Raw genomic sequence first — 20,893 nt, 5'->3', positions numbered from 1 at the left:
CCCTGGCCGGATGATTGAGCGGGCCGCCACCGAGGAAGACGTCCGAGCCGTCGCCCGTCGCGCCCGCGACGCGGCCGCCGAACTCGCGCCCCTGCCGCGCCGCGCGAAGGACGCGGCGCTGCACGCCATGGCCGACGCCCTCGACGCCGCCACGGACGCGGTGCTGGCCGCGAACGCCGAGGACGTCGCCCGCGGCCGCGACACCGGTCTGAACGCCGGGCTGATCGACCGGCTCTCGCTGGATGCCGACCGGGTCGCCGCGATGGCCCAGGGGCTGCGCGACGTCGCCGGGCTGGCCGACCCCGTCGGCGAGGTGCTGCGCGGCTACACCCAGCCCAACGGCCTCGAGATCCGGCAGGTGCGGGTGCCGTTCGGCGTCATCGCGATGATCTACGAGGCGCGTCCGAACGTGACCGTCGACGCCGCCGGGCTCGCGCTCAAGAGCGGCAACGCCGCGCTGCTGCGCGGCTCGGCGTCGGCGTACTCGTCCAACGTCGCGCTGGTCGAGGTGCTGTCGACGGCGGCGGCCGAGGCCGGCTTGCCCGCCGACAGCGTGCAGCTCGTACCGGGCACCGACCGTGGCAGTGTGCTGCACCTGCTGCGGGCCCGCGGGTTGGTCGACCTCGTCATCCCGCGAGGCGGGGCCGGGCTCATCAACCACGTCGTCGAGAACGCGACCGTGCCGGTGATCGAGACCGGCGTGGGCAACGTGCACGTCTACGTCGACGCGGGCGCCGACCTCGAGATGGCCGAGCGCATCGTGGTGAACAGCAAGACCTCGCGGGTGAGCGTGTGCAACTCGGCCGAGACACTGCTCGTGCACCGGGCGGTCGCGGCCGAGTTCCTGCCCCGCATCACCTCAGCGCTGCAGACCTGCGGCGTGGTCGTGCACGGTGACGAGCACTTCGCGTCGCTGGCGGGCGTGCAGCCGGCCACCGACGACGACTGGGAGCGGGAGTACCTCTCGCTCGACATGGCGGCGCGGGTGGTCGACGACATCGACGAGGCGATCGCGCACATCCGGCGCTGGTCGTCGGGCCATACCGAGGCGATCGTCACGCGCGACCTCGACTCGGCCCGGCACTTCGTCGCCCGCGTCGACTCCGCCGCGGTCATGGTCAACGCCTCGACCCGCTTCACCGACGGCGCCGAGTTCGGCTTCGGCGCCGAGATCGGCATCTCGACGCAGAAGATGCACGCCCGCGGGCCGATGGGCCTCGCCGAGCTGACCTCGACGAAGTGGGTCGTCACCGGCGAGGGGCACGTCCGCTGAGCCGGAGCGCCTGCGCCGTGGCCTCGTCGGCCGGGTAGAACGACTCGATCACCAGCTCGTCGACGGTGATGTCGGAGGCGGTCTCGACGACGGCGGCGACGGTGAAGAGCGAAAGCTCGAGCGCGCCCTGGCGCAGCCGCATCGGCAGCACGACCTCGGCGGGCGGGGGAGCGGCGTCGGTGCCGCCGGGGTAGTCGCGCAGCTCGGCCGCCAGCTCCACGAGCCGCGGGTCGCCGGTGAGCTCGACGCGGTGCCGCACCTGGCTCAGCAGGTGCGCCCGCCACTGCCCGAGGTTGACGATGCGCGGGGCGAGACCGTCCGGGTGCAGGGTCAGGCGCAGCACGTTCACCGGCGGCTCGAGCAGGTGCGCGGCGACGCCGTCGGTCATCCGGGTCACGGCCGGGTTGGCGTCGAGCATCGTCCACCACCGGTCGATGACGACGGCGGGATACGGCTCGTGGCTCGTCAGCACCAGACGCATCGCCTCGCGCACCTTCGCGAGTTCGGGGGCGTCCAGACCGTGCTGCGGGAACGCCGGCGCGTAGCCGCCGGCGAGCAGCACCTGGTTGCGTTCCCGCAGCGGCACGTCCAGCTGCTCGGTGAGCCGCAGGATCATCTCCGGCGTCGGGCGCGACCGTCCGGTCTCGACGAAGCTGAGGTGCCGGGTCGAGATGTCGGCGCGGATCGAGAGGTCGAGCTGGCTGAGCCGCCGCCGCTCGCGCCACTCGCGCAGCAGGTGCCCGACCGGGCGCGTCACGGTGCTCGTCATGCGGCCGACGCTACGGACCGCGGGTAGGTCGCGCGATTACCCCGGAGGGAATCGACGGGACGCCGCCGCGGCGTCCACGATCGTCGCTGTCAGTCGCAAGCCAACCGCAAGGCTTTGCCGCGAAGGGGATTCCGCGATGTCCGAGCTGTTCGAGAACTACCTGGCCTGCTGGAACGAGACCGACCCGACGGCGCGACGGGCGCTGATCGAGCGGCACTGGAGCGAGGACGCGACCTACGTGGATCCGCTCGCCGACGTCCGGGGCCACGAGGCGCTGGACGCGACCATCGGCGCCGTGCAGGCGCAGTTCCCCGGGTTCGTCTTCACGCCGGCCGGGCCGGTCGACGCGCACCACCGACAGGCCCGCTTCACCTGGGGCCTCGGGCCGGCCGGCGCGGAGCCGCTGATCGTCGGCTTCGACGTCGTCGTCACAGGTACCGACGGCCGCATCGAGACCGTGCTCGGGTTCCTCGACCGCGGGCCGGGCTGACCGTCACGACTGCAGGTAGCGCAACACGGCGAGCACGCGCCGGTTGTCGGTCTCGGACTGCGGCAGGTCGAGCTTCGTGAACACGTTCGCGATGTGCTTCTCGACCGCCCGGTCGGAGATGACCAGCGCGGCCGCGATGCCTGCGTTCGACAGCCCCTCGGCCATCCGCTCGAGCACCTCCCGCTCGCGCGGGGTGAGGGCGGCGAGGCGGTCGGTCTGGCGGCTGGCTCCGAGCAACTGGGCCACCACCTCGGGGTCGAGCGCGGTGCCGCCGCCGGCCACCCGCACCAGCGCGTCGACGAACTCGCGCACGTCGGCGACGCGGTCCTTGAGCAGGTACCCGACGCCCTTCACCGACCCGGCGAGCAGCTCGGCGGCGTAGCGCGTCTCGACGTACTGCGAGAACACCAGTACCCCGACCTCGGGGTGCGTGCGGCGCAGCGCGATCGCCGCCCGCAGGCCCTCGTCGGTGTAGCTCGGCGGCATCCGGATGTCGACGACGCACACGTCCGGGAGGTGGAAGGCAACGGCGTCGCGCAACGCGTCGCCGTCGGCCACCGCGGCCGGCACGTCGTGTCCCCGATCGACGAGGAGGCCGGCGAGCCCGTCACGCAGGATCGCGTTGTCCTCGGCGATGACGACCCTCATGCGGTCCGCCCGGCCCGCAGCGGAAGTTCGACGGTGATGGCGGTGGGGCCGCCGTCCGGGCTGTCGATGCGGACGGTGCCGTCGACGGTGGCGATGCGCTCGGCCAGGCCGCGCAGGCCGCTGCCCGCCCCCATCCGGGCGCCACCGTTCCCGTCGTCGGTCACCTGCAGGCGCAGCCGGCCGGAGGCGCTGCGCACGTCGAGGCCGATGCGGGTGCCGCCGCTGTGCTTGACGGCGTTGGTGATGAGCTCGGCGGCGCAGAAGTAGGCCATCGTCTCGATCGCCGGGTCGGGACGGTCGGTGATCCCGCTGTGCACGGAGACCGGGATGCTGCTGTGCGCGGCGAGGGTGGCCAGGGCGGCGTCGAGTCCGGCGTCCAGCACCGGCGGGTGGATGCCGCGGGCGAGATCGCGCAGCTCGACGATGGCCTGCTTGGCCGTGGTGTGGGCGGTGTCGAGCAGACGGGAGGCCTCGGCCGGGTCACCGCCCTCGGCCAGCTTCTCCTTGGCCAGCCCGACGTTCATGGCCAGCGCGACGAGGCGGGCCTGGGCGCCGTCGTGCAGGTCGCGCTCGATGCGGCGCAGCGTGGCGGCCGAGTCGTCGACCGCGGCGGCCCGGGTGCGCTCGAGCTCCTCGACGCGATTGGCGTCACCGGTCGGGCCGAGCAGCGAGCGCACGAGGCCGCGGTCGACGGCGTTGAACGCGCGGATGACCCACGGGAAGGTCATGACCAGCAGCAGCCCGGTGACGAACACCAGCCCGATGCGCAACGGGGTGTCGAGGAAGTAGCGGTCGGTGATGCTGGCGCCGCGGTGGCAGGTGCCGCCGTCGTGGCCGGTCTGGCACGGCAGGAACGGCCGCCAGATCGCGTAGGTGAGCCCGCCCAGGCCGTAGCTGAGGAAGACCGTGGTGGCCACGAACTGGGCGATGCCGACGGGGAGCTTCAGCAGCAGGTACAGCCGGGCCCGCCAGGCGGTGCCGTCCTTGAGGCACGAGCCGATCCAGCCGAGCAGTCCGGGATTTGCCCGGAAGCGTTGCGCGGGTGGGACGTCGGCGTCGATCAGCCGGTTGGCGAACCGGCGCAGGCCGTCGCCGAAGCCGCGCTCGATCAGCCCGGTGAGCGCCATCAGCGGCAGCCCGACGAAGGTGACGATCAGCCCGGCCGACACGCTGATCGTGGTGACGGTGAGGGTGAAGCCGGCGACGCCGATCGGCAGGCCGACCAGGGCGTACAGGACGTGCGCCCAGGTGCGTCGGCGGAAGGGCTCGGTGGCCGCGCGCGGCAGTCGATCGACCCAGGACTCGGTCGTCATGGTGGGGTCAGCCTGCCAGACGGTCATCGTGATCCGCCTTTCGTGAGGTGGGACGTCAGGAGGTAGGCGGCGATCAGGATCGCCGGGCCGCAGTGCCGGGCCAGCACGCCGGCGGTCGACGGCCCGCCCCGGTCGTTGCGGTAGGTCGACGGGTCGCCGAAGTCGATGACGAAGCACTCCGCGATGCCGCGGATCACGAGGAACGCGGCGACGACCGCGGCGGTGGCCTTGAGGATCATGCCGCCGATGCTGCTCGGATCGAGCGCCCCGATCGATGGGGTTCGCCCGTCGATCCGAGGTGGGGTTTCCCGTACCCCCGGCCAGTGGCCGCGTCCCCGTGATCTTCATGCCGGGACGGCCTCCCGGCCCCGTCTCGTCATGAAGATCCATTCCGGGTCACCGCCCGCGCCACTGTGACGAGAGCCGTCCGAAACACCCTCAGAACGGTCGTACGCTGGATCCTGTGAGCACTGACGCGCAGGCCCCCGCCACCCCGGCCCCCGGCACGAAGCCGCCGCAGCGCGGCCCGTTCGCCTGGGTCAGCGCCTTCACCGGCTTCTACCCGGCCCAGGCCGAGGAGTTCGGCCACCTCGATCCGGTCACCCGGTTCCTCTACGCGGCCCGCAGCGTCATCCTCGTCATCTCGGCGCAGTCGGCGGTGATGGCCGGCCTGCTCGCGGCCACGCACCGCCGCTTCGAGGTGCTGCCGTTCGTGCTCGTCTTCATCGGCTACGTGGTGCTGCACGCCATCAGCAACCTGTCGAACGACTACTTCGGCTACCGCCGCGGTCACGACACCGCCGACTCGCCCCGCCGCCGCTACACGCTGCACCCCATCGCGAGCGGCGCCGTCACCCCGCGCCTGCTCGGCACCGGCCTCGTCGCCCTGAGCGTCGTGGTCGTCGCCATCGGCGCCTACTTCGTCGCCCTGCGCGGCTGGCCGGCCGTCTGGCTCGCCGTCGTCGGCTTCGTGTTCCTCTACGCCTACGACGCGGCGCCCCGCGCGCTGAAGGAGCTCGGTCTCGGCGAGATCGCCGCGTTCGTCGTGTGGGGGCCGCTCATGATCGGCGGCGGCTACTTCGTCATCACCGGCCGCTGGTCGGGCGAGGCCTTCGCCGCCAGCGTGCCGCCCGGTCTCGGGGTCATGTCGATCCTCGTCGGCAAGCACATCGACCAGCGCCAGTTCGACACCGGCCAGCACCAGCGCACCCTGCCCGTGCTGCTCGGCGAGAAGACGGCCCGGCTGATGAACGAGGTCGTCGTGGCCGGCATGTACCTCGCCACTGTGATCGCGATCGCCGTCGGCTCGCTCACCCCGTTCGCGCTCGTCATCGTCGTGGCCGCGCCCCGCGCGATCCACGCCCTGCGGGTCATGGCCCACGCCGCGCCGACCGAGCCGCCGGCCGGGTACGTCGGCTGGCCGCTCTGGTACCACCGCGTCTGCCTCGTCCACAACCGCGCCTTCGGCTGGCTGTTCATCCTCGGCCTCGCGGCCGGCGCGATCTTCCCCCACGTCCGGATCGGCTGACGCCCGACGGCGTAGGGGACGCCGCATCCCCGACCTGTGACGTTGGGCCCTCGTCCCGGCCGACCGGCGTCCCTAGGGTCGGATCAGGGGTGCACATCATGGCCGGAACCCGCATGCTGCACAGCGACGCCTTCGCCTGGTACATGGAGAAGGACCCGGTGCTGCGCTCGACGATCGTGGCGGTCAACCGCCTCGAGAGCGCGCCCGACTGGGAGTCCCTGCATCACCGCATCGACCGGTTGACCCGGCTGGTGCCGAGCCTGCGCATGCGGGTGCAGGCGCCCCCGCTGCGCATCGGGCCGCCGCGGTGGAGCGTCGACGAGAACTTCGACCTCGCCTACCACCTGCGCCGCTCGGGCCTGGGCGCCGGTGCGGGGTGGGACGACGTCCTGGAGTTCGCCCGGACGGCCGCGATGGCCGACTTCGACCGGAGCCGGCCGCTGTGGGAGTTCACCCTGCTCGAGGGTCTGGCCGGCGGCGAGGCCGCGTTCGTCACCAAGCTGCACCACTCGCTCACCGACGGGATCGGCGGCATGCAGCTCGCCGCGCTCGTGGTCGACCTCGCCCCCGATGCCCACCCCGACGAATCCCTGCCGCCGGCACCGATCGGGCACTCGAGTTCGGTGCTCGGGCTCACCGCCCGCTCGATCGCCGACGACCTCGTCGAGTTCGCCGGCGCCACCGCCCGCATCGCCCGCGCCGTGCCGGGCGAGACGGTGTCGGCGGTCCGCCACCCGCTGACCGCGGCGAAGACGGTGTTCGCCACGACGGCGTCGGTCGGACGCTTCGTCACCCCCGTGAGCAACCAGCTGTCCTCCGAGCTGGGGGAGCGGCGGACCGGCCGCCACCTCGCGGTCCTCGACGTGCCGGTCGACCGCCTCCTCGCGGCCTCTCGCGCCGCCGGGGGACACCTCAACGACGCGTTCCTCGCGGCCCTGACCGACGGCATGCACCGCTACCACGAGCGGCGCGGCGTACCGCTCGACGAGGTGCGCGTGACGATGCCGGTGAGCCTGCGCAGCGGCACCGATCCGCTCGGTGGCAACCGCATCACGCTCACCCGCATCCGCATGCCCGCCGCGATCGCCGAACCGGCCGACCGCATCAAGCACATCAGCCGCCTCGTCAGCCAGTGGCGGCACGAGCCGGCCCTCGGGCACGCCCAGGAGATCGCATTCGGGCTCAACCTCCTGCCGCGCGCCTACCTCGGCGGGATGTTCAAGCGGGTGGAACTGCTGGCCAGCGACGTGCCCGGCATCCCCCAGCCCGTGTGGCTCGCCGGGGCCCGGGTGATCGGCTACTACGCGTTCGGCCCGACCATCGGCTCGGGGATGAACGCCACCCTGATGTCCTACGCCGGCACGTGCAACATCGGCGTGAACGTCGACACCGGCGCTGTCGACGATCCCGAGGCATTGATCGACTGCCTGCGCGAGGCGTTCGAGGACGTGCTCGCGTTGGCCGCGCCGTCGGCAGCCGCCCCTGCGCCGACCTGAGTGGAATATCCGACCCGGGTGGGCGAGACTGCGGGTGACACCCAGCCGCCGCGGCACCCCTGGAGGATCAGATGGCGTACTTCGTCACGGGCGCGACCGGCTTCATCGGCCGCTTCCTGCTCGCTGAACTGCTCGAGCGCGAAGGAACGATCTACGCCCTGTGCCGGGCCAGCTCGCTCGACAAGCTCGACGACCTCAAGGGCCGCCTCGGCGACGACGACGACCGCATCGTGCCGGTCATCGGCGATCTGTCGCGGGAGCGTCTGGGCGTCAGCACCGAGGAGATCGAGCGGCTCGACGGCCAGATCGAGCACTTCTTCCACCTCGCCGCGATCTACGACATCACCGCCGACGGCGACAGCCAGCGCATCGCGAACACCGAGGGCACGCGGCACGCCGTGCAGCTCGCCGAGGCCGTGCACGCCGGGCACTTCCACCAGGTCAGTTCGATCGCGGCCGCCGGGCTGTACCGGGGCGTCTTCACCGAGGACATGTTCGACGAGGCCGAGGACGTCGAGCACAACCCGTATTACCTGACCAAGCACGAGTCCGAGGCCGTCGTCCGCAATGAGTGCAGCGTGCCGTGGCGGGTGTACCGGCCCGGCGTCGTGGTCGGCCACTCCGAGACCGGCGAGATCGACAAGATCGACGGCCCGTACTACTTCTTCAAGACCATCCAGCGCCTGCGCGGCGTCACGCCCTCGTGGTTGCGCGGCGTCGGCATCGAGGGCGGCGAGATCAACATCGTCCCGGTCGACTACGTCGTCAAGGCGATGGACTACATCGCCCACCAGCCCGACCTGGACGGCCGCGCCTTCCACCTCACCGACCCGAACGCGCTCACCGTCGGTGGCCTGTTCAAGGCGCTGACCAAGGCGGCCAAGGCGCCCCAGCCGACGGTGAACGTCGACGCCCGGGCCATGGACGCCCTGCCGGCCCGCCTCACCTCGACGCTCACCAAGCTGCCCGGGGCCAAGCAGGTCACCGACCTCGTGCTGGCCGAGCTGGGCATCCCGCGCGAGTCGTTCGCCTACCTCACCTACCCGACGCACTTCGACTCGACCAAGACCGAGGCCGTGCTCGCCGGCTCGGGCATCGAGCTGCCGCCGTTCTCGATGTACGCCCAGCACCTCTGGGAGTACTGGGAGCGCACCTACAGCCCCGACCGCCGCAAGGACAAGCAGCTCGCTCGCGCCATCAAGGGCAAGACGGTCATGATCACCGGTGCCTCGTCGGGCATCGGCCGGGCCACCGCGCTGCGGGTCGGCGCGGCCGGCGGCAAGGTCATCCTCGTCGCCCGCGGCGTCGAGAAGCTCGAGCAGACGAAGATCGAGATCGAGGACATGGGCGGCGAGGCGTTCGTCCACCGCTGCGATCTCGCCGACATGAGCGACATCGAGCGGATGGCCAAGGAGGTGCTGCAGGAGCACGGCCGCGTCGACGTGCTGGTCAACAACGCCGGCCGCTCGATCCGCCGCTCGATCGCGCTGTCCTACGACCGCTTCCACGACTTCGAGCGCACCATGCAGCTCAACTACTTCGGTCCGGTGCGGCTCGTCCTGTCGCTGCTACCGATCATGCGGCAGCCGAGTTCGGACGGCCGCAAGGGCGGTCACATCATCAACATCAGCTCGATCGGCGTGCAGGCCAACATCCCGCGCTTCTCGGCCTATGTCGCCTCGAAGGCCGCGCTCGACGCGTTCTCGCGCTGCATCGCCTCCGAGGTCATCGACGACGGCGTGCACCTGACGACGATCCACATGCCGCTCGTCCGCACCCCGATGATCGCCCCGACGAAGATGTACGACCGCTTCCCGACGATGACGCCGCCCGAGGCCGCCGACATGATCTGCAAGGCGATGATCAACAAGCCGAAACACAAGGGCACCGCGCTGGGCAACGCGGGCGCGCTGGCCTACCAGGTGGCGCCGAAGGGCGTCGACGTCGTGCTCAACGCGGGCTACAAGCTCTTCCCCGATTCGCACGCGGCCCGCGGCGGCAAGGACACCAAGAGCGACCAGCCGTCGACCGAGAGCGTCGCCTTCGCGCACATCCTGCGCGGGGTGCACTGGTAGCGGCTCACTGCAGCGCCGAGGTCGCCTCCAGCGCCCAGGCGAAGGCCGCGGCCGACGCGGCGTCGAGTTCCGGGCCGCTGATCCCGGACAGGTGACGCGGTTGGCGCCGCCCGTCCTGGTGGTCGGCGACGTCGCGGACGATCTGCCCGAGCGGGGTGTCCTCGCCGAAGGCGGCCTCGCGCAGCTCGTCGGAGAGCGGCAGCTTCTCCAGCAGGTGCTCGCGCGGGATCTGCAGCAGCCGCTCGAACGACGAGACCATGCCGGCCGTGAACCCGAGCCGGCCCGACCAGCGGTCGAGCTTGGTCGCCGCGAGCGACTCGCACGCGCTGGCCCGCGCGAGTGCCGTGGTGATCTCCTCGTCCACCGCGGCCCCGGACTGCCGGGCCACGAGCAGGGCGATCCAGTTCTGCACCCGCCAGCTGCCGGCGAGCACGAGCGCGTCACGGACGCTCGAGATGCGGCGCCGGTTCTCCCCGATGCGGCCGAGCGAGGCGAGCTGCATGACCTGGTAGCTGAGCGCGGGCTCGGTGCGCAGGACGTCCTCGAGGGCGTCGAAGTCGAGCAGGGTGCCGAGCGTGCCGGACGCGCGGCCGAGGGCCGCGATGTCATTGACCGAGACCTCGCGCCCGACCTCCCAGCGCGGCTGCTGCAGCGCGTAGCCCTGGAAGAAGTCGACCCCGACGTCGAGCAGGTCGTCGAGCTCGTGCACGGTCTCGACGTTGCGGGCCAGCACCTCGACATCGAGCTGGTGGCAGCGCTGCACCAGCGTGGCCGTCTCGTCGGGGCCGATCGCGTGCGGGTCGATCTTGGCGATGGCGGCGAGCTCGAGCAGCGTCTCGGCACCGGCATCGGGACGCAGACCGGTGACCGCGACCGTGAAGCCCTGGGCCCTGAGCCGGCGGCAGGCCGAGAGGACGGCCTCGTCCCCGAGCCCGTCAGGGCCGACCTCGACCACGCTGCCCGGTGGCAGCAAATTCAGCGGGGCGGCGCCGGCGAGCAGCTCGACGTCGGCGCTGCAGAACAGCTGCTTGTCGCCGATGAGCCGGGTCCAGCCGACGTTCAGGGCGTCGCGGACGACGTTGTCGGTGGTGCCGTCGCCGGCCTGATCGTCCAGAGCGGAGAACAGGAGCTCGTACCCGACGGCGGACAGCCGCCGGTCATGGACGCTCTGTCGGCCGATGAGCACTCTCGACGAGGTCTGGAGGGGCAAGAATCGGCCTTTCGTGGGCGGGCTCCCCGAGTCGCGGCGACGGTCGACCGGCGTGACCACTCGGGATGCTCGGTGTTCCATCGACCGCGCGGCGCCCGGCTTGAGCCGACCGGCGAGATCGGGCCCACCGGATGTCGTCCGCGAGGCCGGATCGGGCAGGCAATAAGCTGGGCGGAGAGGCCGCCAACCAACGCCGTGTCGCCGGACACGACGGATGACGTGGAGGGGACTCATGAGCGAGAAGCTGGACCCGAGCACGACCGCGCGCCATCGCGACAACGGCACCGGACGCCGGCACGTCGCCGCCCCGGCGCCCGACGCGCCGGTGTCCTCCGCCCTGCTGCCCGACGGGCCGCGGCCGGAGGACCTGCTCGTCCCGAACCGGAGCCCGGTCACGACCGAGCCCGCGTCGTGGGGGTGGCGCGGGCGGCTCAACCGGGGCAGCGGGGGGCTCATCCGCCCCAGGGCCGCCGCGGCCGAGATCGCGATGCGAGAGGCGATCGCCCGCATCCAGCGCGGCTTCTCCCGGCCGATGACCGTCGTGGTGATCCAGCCCAAGGGCGGCGCGGGGAAGACCCCGACGACGATCTGCCTGTCGGCCGCGTTCGGCTCCTACCGCGGCGGCTACGTCGTCGGGTGGGACGACAACGAGACCCGCGGCACGCTGGCCGTGCGGGTGAGCAATCCCGACGACCAGCGCGCGACGGTGTGGGACCTGCTGCACGACCTGTCGGCCTTCGAGCGGTTCGACGCCCGGGTGGGCGATCTGAGCTACTACGTGCGGGCCCAGCCCGACGCCCACTTCGATGCCCTCGTCAGCGACGACAATCCGGCCAACATGGCCCAGATCGGCGACGACGAGTTCCAGCGGCTGCACCAGGTGATGCAGCGCTTCTACCGGATGATCGTGGTCGACACCGGCAACAACGTGCGCTCGCCGAACTGGCAGGCCGCGGTGAACGCCGCCGACCTCGTGGTCGTGGTGTCGACCTACCAGCGCGACGCCGGCTACAGCGCGTCGTGGGTCCTCGACCACCTCGCCCAGACCGGGCGCGAGCACCTGGCCCGCAACGCCGTCACGCTGTTGACCGCCGCCGGGCCGACGACCGACCGGACGGTGCGCGACCAGCTCCTGGCCCACTTCGGCGCCCGCACCCGCGGCATCGTCGAGATCCCCTACGACCCGCACCTCGCCGAGGGCGGCCCGATCCAGTGGACCGGGCTCGCCCAGCCGACCCGCAACGCCTGGACGCTCGCGGGCGCCACTGTCGTCGACGCGTTGGCCGAGCAGGACGACCGGCACCTGGCGGCCCGGCGCGCCTGAACGCCGCGTCACTACCGTGGTGCGCATGGTCTCGGTTCCCGGACGTCGTCCCGCCCTGCTGCTCGAGCTCGATCTGACGGCGGCGCCCGTCGAGGTCGAGCCCGACGACCTGCTGGCGAAGCTGCGCAGCCGGCACCGTCCTCGCCTGCGGGCCGTGCTGCGCACCCTGCACGAGGCGGGGGCCGACCGGCACGTCCGCGGCCTGGTGGTCAAGGTCGGCGGGACGCCGCTGCCCTGGGCGACCATGCAGGAACTGCGCGCCGGGCTGCGCGCGTTCGCCGCGAGCGGCAAACCCACCGTCGCCTGGGCCGAATCGCTGGGGGAGGGCGGCAACGGCACGGCCGACTACGTCCTGGCCTCGGGCTGCCCGGAGATCTGGCTGCAGGGTTCGGGCGAGGTCGGCCTGATGGGCGTGGCCGCGGAGACGACGTTCCTGCGCGGCGCTCTCGACAAGCTCGGTATCGAGCCGCAGCTCGACAAGCGCTACGAGTACAAGAACGCGGCCGATCGCATCATGCGCACCGACTTCACCCCCGAGCACCGTGAGGCCGTCGATCGGGTCGTCGCCTCGACGTGGGACTACGCCGTCGAGGCGGTGGCCGCCGCCCGGCGGCTCGACGCCAATACGGTGCGCTCGATCGCCGACCGCGCCCCGCTGTCGGCGTCCGCCGCGAAGGAGGCCGGGCTGGTCGACCGGCTCGGCTACCGCGACGAGGTGTACTCGGACCTGCGCGCGCGCCTCGGCTCCGACGTCGAGCTGCTGTTCGCCGACCAGTGGACGCCCCCGCGCAAGCCGAGTGCGGTCGTGCGGCGCAGCCGGGGTTTCGTCGCGCTCGTCGAGGGCCACGGCGAGATCGTCACCGGCCGCAGCCGTTCGGGTCCGCGCGGGCGTCAGCTCGGCAGCGACACCGTGACCGCGGCGCTGCGCGCGGCCCGCCGGAACGAGCACGCGAAGGCGGTGCTCTTCCGCGTCGACTCACCCGGCGGCTCGGCCGTCGCGTCCGACACGATCTGGCGCGAGGTCGCGCTGACCCGCGAGGCGGGCAAGCCGGTGGTCGTCTCCATGGGTGCGCTGGCCGGCTCCGGCGGCTACTACATCGCCTGCCCGGCCGACGAGATCGTGGCCCAGCCGGCCACGATCACCGGCTCGATCGGCGTGTTCGGCGGCAAGGTCGTCGTGGCCGACCTGCTGGAGCGTCTCGGCCTCGGCACCGGCGCGGTCGCGCACGGCGGAAGTGCCCGCATGTACTCGCTGCGGCAGCGTTTCACCGACGACGAGCAGGCGCGGCTCGCGGCCATGCTCGACCGCGTCTACGCCGAGTTCGTGCAGAAGGTGGCCGACGGCCGGGGGATGACCTACGACGCCGCGCACGAGGTCGCCCGCGGACGCATCTGGTCGGGCGCCGACGCGGTCGGCAACGGCCTGGTCGACACCCTCGGCGGCATCCGTGACGCGGCGGCGATCGCCCGCAAGCGGGCCGGGCTGCGCGATGACGCTCCGGTACGGCCGGCGCTGCACATCCCGCCGCTGGCCCGTCTCGGCCGCCCGAGGTCCAGCGACGACCCGCGGGCGCTCGCCGCCATGACGAGCGCGTGGGGCGATCTCGCCGGCCTCGCCGCCGCCCTCGGGCTGCCCGGCGGCGGGCCGCTCAGGATGCCCTCCCTCGTCCTGGGCTGAGCGCTCACTAGGATCGCCGCCATGGCCCCGAACGGCGTGCAGCGCGTCGGCATCATGGGTGGCACGTTCGACCCGATCCACCACGGCCACCTCGTCGCCGCCAGCGAGGTCGCCTCGCGCTTCGGGCTGCGCGAGGTCATCTTCGTGCCGACCGGCGAGCCGTGGCAGAAGTCCGAGCGGGAGGTCAGCCCGGCCGAGCACCGCTACCTGATGACCGTCATCGCCACCGCGTCCAACCCGCGGTTCTGGGTCAGCCGGGTCGACATCGACCGCGAGGGCCCGACCTACACCGTCGACACGATCTCCGACATCGCCGCGCTGCGACCCGAGGCCGAGCTGTACTTCATCACCGGCGCCGACGCGTTGAGCCAGATCCTGTCCTGGAAGGACGCGGAGGAGGCGCTGAAGCTGGCCCACTTCGTCGGGGTCACCCGACCGGGGTACGAGCTCTCCGACGCCCACCTGCCGCAGGAGGCTGTCACCCTCGTCGACGTGCCGGCGATGGCGATCTCCTCGAGCGCCTGCCGCGAGCGCGTCCGCGGCGGCCGGCCCGTCTGGTACCTCGTGCCCGACGGCGTCGTGCAGTACATCAACAAGCACCGGCTCTACCGTCCGTAGACTGGCCCGCAGTGTCGCGTACGCATGGTGCGCGCCGATCTTGGGAGCTTGATGACCGCCACCGACGAGGCCACCGCCCTCGCGCTGACCGCAGCCCAGGCTGCTGCCGACAAGCTCGCCTCCGACATCGTCCTCATCGACGTCAGTGACCGCCTCGCGATCACCGATGTCTTCGTCGTCGCCACCGGCAACAACGAGCGGCAGGTCGAGGCGATCGTCGACGCCGTCGAGGAGAAGCTGCGCGAGGCCGGCGCGAAGCCGATCCGGCGCGAGGGGCAGCGCGACGGCCGCTGGGTCCTGCTCGACTACGGCGACATCGTCGTCCACGTGCAGCACTCCGAGGAGCGCGTCTTCTACGCCCTGGAGCGGCTCTGGAAGGACTGCCCCTTCATCCCGTTCGTGGACTCGGCGGCCCCGGCGGCCGACGTGGCGCAGGACTGACCCCGGTGCGGCGGCTGGTGCTGCTGCGGCACGGCCGCACGGCGTGGAACGCGCAGCGCCGCTTCCAGGGCCACGCCGACCCTCCGCTCGACGAGGTCGGCCGCGCCCAGGCGTGGGAGGTCGCGGCCATCATCGCCGCGCTGCGCCCCGGCCTGCTCGCCAGTTCGAGCGCCGACCGCGCGACGCAGACCGCCGCGATCGTCGGCGAGACCACCGGCCTCCCGGTCGTCACCGATCCACGCTTCCGCGAGCGTGGACTGGGGCACTGGGAGGGCCTGACGCTCGACGAGGTGTCGGCGGCCTACCCGGACGAGTACGCCGAGTGGGTCGCCGGGCAGGACGTCACCCGTCGCGGGGGTGAGACCCGGCTCGAGGTCGCCGGCCGCGCCCTCGAGGCGTTCGCCGAGCTGCCGGTCGCCGAGCTGACCGTGCTGGTCACCCACGGCGCCACCGCGATGGCCATGTGCAACGCGATGCTCGGTATCCCGCAGGAGACGCACCTGCTCGCGCCGCTGGCCAACTGCCACTGGAGCGAGCTGTTCACCGAGGAGCGGAGCGACTCCGCTCCGGTGTGGCGCATGCGCGGCCACAACCTCGGCGCCCCGGGCATGGTGGTGCCCCTGCCGGCGCACCCGTCCGAGGGGGTGGAGACGTCCGACGCCGACGCGTGAAGCGCAGTCTTGTCGGGCTTGTCCGCATTCGGCCGCCAGGTGACCCAGGCCATACTTAGTTGAGCGTTCTGCTTTATCCCCGGAGCGCTTACAGTGAGTTCAAGGTGCCCCCGCGTCCGGCGGCGACGGACGGCGGACGCGGGGTGCGCACCGAAACGCGACTGCGCACACTCTCGGCGGTATCGTTACCGGCATGACCACCGGTCGCCTGCTCCTTTTCGGGCCGCGCTGAACGATCCCACCGATCCGGCAGCGCGGCCGAGCCTCTGCGAATCCCGCAGGGGCTCTTCGTCTGTCCGGCCCCCGAGCAGTTGACCCACCGGCATAGGAGCCCACGATGACCAGCGGCGCAGACGCGAGCGACACCGCGGCCGACGTCCCCCCGTTCCGTTACAACGCGAGACTGGCCGACCGGATCGAGACCGGCTGGCAGGACCGCTGGGAGCGCGAGGGCACCTTCAACTCGCCGAACCCGTCCGGACCGCTGTCCGACGGCTTCGACCGGGTCGCCATCCGCGACCACACCTACATCCTCGACATGTTCCCGTACCCCTCGGGCGCGGGCCTGCACGTCGGACACCCGCTGGGCTACATCGGCACCGACGTCTACGCCCGCTACCGGCGCATGCGCGGCGACAACGTCCTGCACACGATGGGCTTCGACGCGTTCGGCCTGCCGGCCGAGCAGCGCGCGGTCGAGACCGGTCAGCACCCGCGGGTGTCGACCTACGACAACATCGAGATCTTCCTGCGCCAGCTGCGCCGCCTGGGGCTGGGCCACGACGAGCGCCGCCGGGTCAACACCACCGATCCCGAGTTCTACAAGTGGACGCAGTGGATCTTCCTGCAGATCTTCAACGCCTGGTACGACCCCGATCTCGCCAAGGCGCGCCCGATCGCCGACCTGATCGCGGAGTTCGACGCCGGCACCCGCGCGCCGACGGCCGAGGCGAACCAGAGCGGCGCGCCGTGGGCCGAGCTGAGCGACGTCGACAAGCGGCGCGTCGTCGACAACTACCGGCTGGCCTACCGCAGCGAGGCGATGGTCAACTGGGCGCCCGGCCTGGGCACCGTCGTGGCCAACGAAGAGGTCATCGACGGGCGCAGCGAGCGCGGCAACTTCCCGGTGTTCCGCAAGCCGCTGATGCAGTGGATGATGCGCATCACCGCCTACGCCGACCGCCTGCTGGCCGACCTCGACCACATCGACTGGCCGGACAAGGTCCGCGCCATGCAGCGCAACTGGATCGGCCGCTCGACCGGGGCGCACGTCGCCTTCGCGTCGCCGGCCGGCGCGATCGAGGTGTTCACGACCCGGCCCGACACGCTGTTCGGCGCCACCTACGTGGTCGTCGCGCCCGAGCATCCGATGGTCGACTCGCTGACCGCAGCCGAATGGCCCGAGGGCATCGCGGCGTCGTGGACGGGTGGTGCCGCCACCCCGACCGAGGCCGTCGACGCCTACCGGCTGGCTTCCTCGCGCCGGTCGGATCTCGACCGGCAGGCCGGCGACCGCGTCAAGACGGGTGTGTTCACCGGCTCCCACGCCGTGAACCCGGTCACCGGGTCCGCGTTGCCGGTGTTCATCGCCGACTACGTGCTGATGGGTTACGGCACCGGCGCGATCATGGCCGTCCCGGGCCAGGACGAGCGCGACTGGGAGTTCGCCGAGGTCTTCGACCTGCCGATCGTGCGCACCGTCGCCCCGCCCGAGGGGTGGGAAGGCAAGGCCTTCACCGGCGACGGCCCCGCGATCAATTCCTCGCGGGAGGGCCTGTCGCTGGACGGCCTGGACGTGACCGCGGCCAAGGCGGCGATGATCGAGTGGCTGGAGGCGCAGGGCTCCGGCCGCGGCGCCGTCACCTACCGGCTGCGCGACTGGCTCTTCGCCCGGCAGCGGTACTGGGGCGAGCCGATCCCGATCCTGTACGACGACTCCGGCCTGCCGGTGTCGCTGCCGGAGTCGATGCTGCCGCTCGAACTGCCGGAGACCGACCAGTTCGCGCCGGTGTCCTTCGAGCCCGACGACGCGGCCTCCACGCCCGAGCCGCCGCTGGGCCGGCTGACCGACTGGGTCGAGGTCGAGCTGGATCTCGGCGACGGGCCGAAGAAGTACCGCCGCGAGACGAACACGATGCCGCAGTGGGCCGGGTCGTGCTGGTACGAGCTGCGCTACCTGGACCCCACGAACACCGAGCGGCTGATCGATCCCGAGGTCGAGCACTACTGGATGGGCCCGAGTGCCGATCGCCCGCTGGGTGGCGTCGAGCTGTACGTCGGCGGCGTCGAGCACGCGGTGCTGCACCTGCTGTACGCCCGCTTCTGGCACAAGGTGCTCTACGACCTGGGCCACCTGAGCTCGGCCGAGCCGTTCCACCGCCTGGTCAACCAGGGCATGTTGCAGCTGCCGGCGTACACGAACGCCGAGGGCTTCTACGTGCCGGCGGCCGAGGTCGTCGAGACCGAGGGCCGCTTCACCTGGAACGACGTCGCGGTCAACCAGGAGTTCGGCAAGATCGGCAAGAGCCTGAAGAATGTCGTCGGGCCGGACGAGTTCATCAGCGAGTACGGCGTCGACACGTTCCGGCTGTTCGAGATGTTCAGCGGGCCGCTGGAGCAGTCCCGGCCGTGGGACGCGAAGGCGATCGTCGGGCCGTACCGCCTTCTGCAGCGCATCTGGCGCGTCGTCGTCGACGAGAACACCGGCGAGGTGCACGTCTCGGACGACGCCGTCCCGGACGAGCTGAACCGCTTGCTGCACAAGGCGATCCACGCCGTGCGCGAGGGCTACGAGACACTGCGGTTCAACACCTCGATCGCCCGCATCACCGAGCTGAACAACGCGGTGACGCACGCGTATCCCGACGGCGGCACCCCGCGCGAGATCGCCGAGTCGCTGGTGCTGATGCTGGCGCCGCTGGCGCCGCACGTCGCCGAGGAACTGTGGTCGCGGCTGGGGCACGAGTCGTCGCTGGCCTGGACCCAGTTCCCGGTCGTCGACGAGTCGCTGCTGGTCGACGACACCGTCGAGGTGCCGGTGCAGGTCAACGGCAAGCTGCGGGCGGTCATCACGGTCGCGGCCGACTCCGACGCTGCGGCGATGGAGGCGGCGGCGCGGGCCGACGAGAAGGTGGCAGCGGCCCTGGACGGTCACGAGACCCGGCGCGTCATCGCGGTGCCCGGTCGCCTGGTCAACTTCGTCGTCTGAGCGCGACGATGACAACCGAGCGGGTCGCGGTCGTCACCGACTCGACGTCCTGCCTACCGGCCGCGACGCTCGAGCGGCTGCGTATCGGCGTCGTGCCGCTCCGGGTCACCCTGGGCCACCGCACCGCGGTCGACGACGGCGTCGACGTCACGTCGGCCCAGGTCACCCGGGCGCTGCGCGACCGCCAGGTGGTGCGCACGTCGCGGCCGACGCCGGCCGAGTTCGCCGCGGCGTTCCGGGCCCAGCTCGAGGCCGGTGCGGCCCGGGTCGTGTCCGTCCACCTCTCGGCGGCGCTGTCGGGCACGTGGGAGTCGGCAACGCTCGCGGCGCAGGACTTCCCGCACGGCGTCGTGCGGGTCGTCGACTCGCGCTCGACCGCGATGGGGCTCGGCTTCGCGGTGATCGCCGCCGCCGAGTGCGCCCGGGACGGCGGCAGCGCGGCCGAGGTGCAGGGCGCGGCCACGGCCTCGGTCGACGGCACCCGCACGATGTTCTACGTCGACACCCTCGAGCACCTGCGCCGGGGCGGGCGCATCGGCACGGCGGCCACGCTGTTCGCGACCTCGCTCTCGATCAAGCCGCTGCTGCAGATGGTCGAGGGGCAGATCGTGCCGCTGGAGAAGGTGCGCACCTCGAGCCGCGCGCTCGCCCGGCTCGTCGAGCTGACCATCGCCGCGGCCGGCACCGGCCCGGTCGATCTCGCCGTGCACCACCTGGCCGCCGCCGACAAGGCGACGGCCCTGGAGGCCCAGCTCCGCTCGGCGATCCCCGGCGTGCGCCAGACCTACGTGGCCGAGCTGGGCGCCGTGATCGGGGCCCACCTCGGCCCGGGCGTGCTGGGCACCGTGCTGGTGCGGCGGTAGGCGCTCGTCGATCAGGTGTGGGTGAACGAGCCGTACGTCGTCGAGCTCGGATCCCAGACGCGCTGGTAGTTCACGCCCTCGGCCTCGTCGATCGCCGCCACGGCCATGCCCGGCCCGTAGTAGATGCCGACGTGGTAGACGTCACCGACGGAATCGTGGGTGAAGATCAGGTCGCCCGGGACGGCCCGCGAGGCCGGGATGAGCCGGGCCGCGGTGAACTGGTCCTCGGAGATGCGCGGCGTCGTGTAGCCGAACTTCCCGTAGCTGTACTTGACCAGGCCGGAGCAGTCGAAGGTCTTCGGCCCGGTGGCGCCCCAGACGTACTGCTGGCCGATGTGGGTCTTGGCCTCGGCGATGACCTTGGCGTTGAGCACCGGGGTGGTCACGGCGTTGGTGCCGGCCGGCCCGCGGGTGTCGACGGCCTGGCAGCCGAGGAACGAGTTGCTGCCGAGGCCGATGTTCACCAGCCAGACGCAGCCCAGGTGGGCACCGGGGGCGACCGGGGCCAGGATGTCGAACGCGGACTGCAGCCCGGCGCCGGCCGGCAGCGGGCGCGTCGAGTTCCAGTGCGTCGAGGCGGTGACGGCCGGGCGGCCGTCGATGTAGAGGACGACGCTGGCCGGACGCCAGGTGAAGTCGGGGTCGGTGGCCCAGCCGACGAAGTGCAGGCTGGTCGGGTTGGCCCAGCCCTTCATGGTCCCGACCGGGTTGCGGGCGGCGAGCTGGCTCGAGCTGAGCGTCGTGCCGACCGGCACGGCCTGGCAGCGCTGCACCGTGTCGAGGCCGACGCCGATCGTGTGCGCGACCAGGCAGGCGACGTGCGCGCCGGACGGCACCGGGATGGTCAGCTGGTAGCCCGGCGTCGGTCCGGCGGCGTACGCCGAGGTGACGGTGGGGCTGGGCAGCGAGGTCGGCACGAGGCCGGTCACGCGGACGCCGTCGACCACGCCGAAGACCGAGACGTTCGACGTCCGGGCGTCGGGGTCGACCGCCCACCCGCTCATCTGGATGCCGCCGGGGACGGCCTTGTAGGCGCTCACGTTGCCGAACGGGTCGTGCGGGCCGGGGGCCGCGGCGTGGGCGGCGGTCGGTGCGGCCAGGGTGACGGCGGCAGCGGCCGCGGTGACGGCGAGGCCGGCGACGAGGCGGTGCAGGGGCCGACGGGCGGCGGTCGGCAGTGACATGGGGGTGGACTCCAGGTTCGTGTGACTGACCCGCGATACAGCTGTGCTCGTCCCCCGCAGCGAGGCTACCGGCTGTGAAGACCAGGTGAAACCCTTGAGTTGAT

At 72.1% G+C, this 20,893-nt stretch carries 18 protein-coding genes; 12 read left to right on the top strand and 6 right to left on the bottom strand.

Annotated features, from left to right (window positions below; translation table 11 throughout):
* The first annotated feature begins 10 nt into the window (after positions 1–10).
* A complete protein-coding gene (locus tag VGN18_RS09530; protein ID WP_327539439.1) occupies positions 11–1,273 on the top strand; it encodes a glutamate-5-semialdehyde dehydrogenase in 1,263 nt (420 codons plus the stop codon).
* On the opposite strand, the gene VGN18_RS09525 is transcribed toward VGN18_RS09530, so the two are convergent.
* On the bottom strand, positions 1,248–2,042 hold the full coding sequence (locus VGN18_RS09525) for a helix-turn-helix transcriptional regulator (protein WP_327539438.1): 795 nt from the start codon (positions 2,040–2,042) through the stop codon (positions 1,248–1,250). The two genes, VGN18_RS09530 and VGN18_RS09525, sit on opposite strands and share 26 nt — an antisense overlap.
* 136 nt (positions 2,043–2,178) lie before the next feature.
* Here VGN18_RS09525 and VGN18_RS09520 point away from each other — a divergent pair, with 136 nt between their 5' ends.
* The gene (locus tag VGN18_RS09520) at positions 2,179–2,532 is read left to right on the top strand and encodes a nuclear transport factor 2 family protein (protein ID WP_327539437.1); all 354 of its coding nucleotides are present in this window, start codon (positions 2,179–2,181) and stop codon (positions 2,530–2,532) included.
* A gap of 3 nt (positions 2,533–2,535) precedes the next feature.
* Here the strand turns inward: VGN18_RS09520 and VGN18_RS09515 are convergent, their stop codons facing one another.
* The 3 genes from VGN18_RS09515 to VGN18_RS09505 are packed head-to-tail and all read right to left on the bottom strand — an operon-like array spanning position 2,536 to position 4,732.
* Positions 2,536–3,180 carry a response regulator transcription factor gene (locus VGN18_RS09515; protein ID WP_327539436.1) on the bottom strand — a complete coding sequence of 215 codons (645 nt, stop codon included), beginning with the start codon at positions 3,178–3,180 and terminating at the stop codon, positions 2,536–2,538.
* A complete protein-coding gene (locus VGN18_RS09510) occupies positions 3,177–4,520 on the bottom strand; it encodes a sensor histidine kinase (RefSeq protein ID WP_327539435.1) in 1,344 nt (447 codons plus the stop codon). The genes VGN18_RS09515 and VGN18_RS09510 overlap by 4 nt, the downstream gene beginning before the upstream one ends.
* On the bottom strand, positions 4,517–4,732 hold the full coding sequence (locus VGN18_RS09505; protein WP_327539434.1) for a hypothetical protein: 216 nt from the start codon (positions 4,730–4,732) through the stop codon (positions 4,517–4,519). The genes VGN18_RS09510 and VGN18_RS09505 overlap by 4 nt, the downstream gene beginning before the upstream one ends.
* Before the next feature lie 224 nt (positions 4,733–4,956).
* On the opposite strand from VGN18_RS09505, the gene VGN18_RS09500 reads away from it, so the two are divergent.
* The 3 genes from VGN18_RS09500 (at position 4,957) to VGN18_RS09490 (ending at position 9,592) form a co-directional block, all read left to right on the top strand.
* Positions 4,957–6,021 (top strand): prenyltransferase, encoded by a 1,065-nt coding sequence (locus VGN18_RS09500; RefSeq protein WP_327539433.1) that lies wholly within the window; start codon positions 4,957–4,959, stop codon positions 6,019–6,021.
* 98 nt (positions 6,022–6,119) lie between these two features.
* Positions 6,120–7,517: a wax ester/triacylglycerol synthase domain-containing protein gene (locus tag VGN18_RS09495; RefSeq protein ID WP_327539432.1), complete on the top strand. Its 1,398-nt coding sequence runs from the start codon at positions 6,120–6,122 to the stop codon at positions 7,515–7,517.
* 71 nt (positions 7,518–7,588) lie between these two features.
* Positions 7,589–9,592: an SDR family oxidoreductase gene (locus tag VGN18_RS09490; protein WP_327539431.1), complete on the top strand. Its 2,004-nt coding sequence runs from the start codon at positions 7,589–7,591 to the stop codon at positions 9,590–9,592.
* 4 nt (positions 9,593–9,596) lie between these two features.
* Here the strand turns inward: VGN18_RS09490 and VGN18_RS09485 are convergent, their stop codons facing one another.
* Positions 9,597–10,778 carry an EAL and HDOD domain-containing protein gene (locus VGN18_RS09485; protein ID WP_327539430.1) on the bottom strand — a complete coding sequence of 394 codons (1,182 nt, stop codon included), beginning with the start codon at positions 10,776–10,778 and terminating at the stop codon, positions 9,597–9,599.
* A 256-nt stretch (positions 10,779–11,034) separates the two neighbouring features.
* On the opposite strand from VGN18_RS09485, the gene VGN18_RS09480 reads away from it, so the two are divergent.
* The 7 genes from VGN18_RS09480 to VGN18_RS09450 all read left to right on the top strand — a co-directional run bounded on the left by VGN18_RS09480 (position 11,035) and on the right by VGN18_RS09450 (position 19,605).
* The gene (locus VGN18_RS09480; RefSeq protein ID WP_327539429.1) at positions 11,035–12,126 is read left to right on the top strand and encodes a hypothetical protein; all 1,092 of its coding nucleotides are present in this window, start codon (positions 11,035–11,037) and stop codon (positions 12,124–12,126) included.
* 25 nt (positions 12,127–12,151) lie between these two features.
* Positions 12,152–13,804: a signal peptide peptidase SppA gene (gene sppA / locus VGN18_RS09475; protein ID WP_327539428.1), complete on the top strand. Its 1,653-nt coding sequence runs from the start codon at positions 12,152–12,154 to the stop codon at positions 13,802–13,804.
* 21 nt (positions 13,805–13,825) lie between these two features.
* Positions 13,826–14,422, top strand: a complete 597-nt coding sequence (gene nadD, locus VGN18_RS09470; RefSeq protein WP_327539427.1) for a nicotinate-nucleotide adenylyltransferase — start codon at positions 13,826–13,828, stop codon at positions 14,420–14,422.
* A gap of 51 nt (positions 14,423–14,473) precedes the next feature.
* Positions 14,474–14,863 carry a ribosome silencing factor gene (rsfS, locus tag VGN18_RS09465; RefSeq protein ID WP_327539426.1) on the top strand — a complete coding sequence of 130 codons (390 nt, stop codon included), beginning with the start codon at positions 14,474–14,476 and terminating at the stop codon, positions 14,861–14,863.
* A 5-nt stretch (positions 14,864–14,868) separates the two neighbouring features.
* Positions 14,869–15,534: a histidine phosphatase family protein gene (locus VGN18_RS09460; RefSeq protein ID WP_327539425.1), complete on the top strand. Its 666-nt coding sequence runs from the start codon at positions 14,869–14,871 to the stop codon at positions 15,532–15,534.
* Positions 15,535–15,871: 337 nt separating this feature from the next.
* Positions 15,872–18,742 (top strand): leucine--tRNA ligase, encoded by a 2,871-nt coding sequence (gene leuS, locus VGN18_RS09455; protein WP_327539424.1) that lies wholly within the window; start codon positions 15,872–15,874, stop codon positions 18,740–18,742.
* Positions 18,743–18,750: 8 nt separating this feature from the next.
* Positions 18,751–19,605 (top strand): DegV family protein, encoded by an 855-nt coding sequence (locus VGN18_RS09450; protein ID WP_327539423.1) that lies wholly within the window; start codon positions 18,751–18,753, stop codon positions 19,603–19,605.
* 11 nt (positions 19,606–19,616) lie between these two features.
* Here VGN18_RS09450 and VGN18_RS09445 read toward each other — a convergent pair whose 3' ends face one another.
* The gene (locus VGN18_RS09445; protein ID WP_327539422.1) at positions 19,617–20,789 is read right to left on the bottom strand and encodes a C40 family peptidase; all 1,173 of its coding nucleotides are present in this window, start codon (positions 20,787–20,789) and stop codon (positions 19,617–19,619) included.
* Positions 20,790–20,893 lie beyond the last annotated feature (104 nt).

It is taken from the genome of Jatrophihabitans sp., from assembly GCF_036000465.1.
Lineage (GTDB): Bacteria > Actinomycetota > Actinomycetes > Mycobacteriales > Jatrophihabitantaceae > Jatrophihabitans.
This window is presented reverse-complemented; position numbering and strand designations above follow the sequence as displayed.

Coding starts and splice junctions, on each gene's coding strand:
- VGN18_RS09530 (WP_327539439.1), top strand. CDS start 11: ATGATTGAGCGGGCCGCCACCGAGGAAGACGTCCGAGCCGTCGCCCGT.
- VGN18_RS09525 (WP_327539438.1), bottom strand. CDS start 2,042: ATGACGAGCACCGTGACGCGCCCGGTCGGGCACCTGCTGCGCGAGTGG.
- VGN18_RS09520 (WP_327539437.1), top strand. CDS start 2,179: ATGTCCGAGCTGTTCGAGAACTACCTGGCCTGCTGGAACGAGACCGAC.
- VGN18_RS09515 (WP_327539436.1), bottom strand. CDS start 3,180: ATGAGGGTCGTCATCGCCGAGGACAACGCGATCCTGCGTGACGGGCTC.
- VGN18_RS09510 (WP_327539435.1), bottom strand. CDS start 4,520: ATGACCGTCTGGCAGGCTGACCCCACCATGACGACCGAGTCCTGGGTC.
- VGN18_RS09505 (WP_327539434.1), bottom strand. CDS start 4,732: ATGATCCTCAAGGCCACCGCCGCGGTCGTCGCCGCGTTCCTCGTGATC.
- VGN18_RS09495 (WP_327539432.1), top strand. CDS start 6,120: ATGGCCGGAACCCGCATGCTGCACAGCGACGCCTTCGCCTGGTACATG.
- VGN18_RS09490 (WP_327539431.1), top strand. CDS start 7,589: ATGGCGTACTTCGTCACGGGCGCGACCGGCTTCATCGGCCGCTTCCTG.
- VGN18_RS09480 (WP_327539429.1), top strand. CDS start 11,035: ATGAGCGAGAAGCTGGACCCGAGCACGACCGCGCGCCATCGCGACAAC.
- sppA (WP_327539428.1), top strand. CDS start 12,152: ATGGTCTCGGTTCCCGGACGTCGTCCCGCCCTGCTGCTCGAGCTCGAT.
- nadD (WP_327539427.1), top strand. CDS start 13,826: ATGGCCCCGAACGGCGTGCAGCGCGTCGGCATCATGGGTGGCACGTTC.
- rsfS (WP_327539426.1), top strand. CDS start 14,474: ATGACCGCCACCGACGAGGCCACCGCCCTCGCGCTGACCGCAGCCCAG.
- leuS (WP_327539424.1), top strand. CDS start 15,872: ATGACCAGCGGCGCAGACGCGAGCGACACCGCGGCCGACGTCCCCCCG.
- VGN18_RS09450 (WP_327539423.1), top strand. CDS start 18,751: ATGACAACCGAGCGGGTCGCGGTCGTCACCGACTCGACGTCCTGCCTA.
- VGN18_RS09445 (WP_327539422.1), bottom strand. CDS start 20,789: ATGTCACTGCCGACCGCCGCCCGTCGGCCCCTGCACCGCCTCGTCGCC.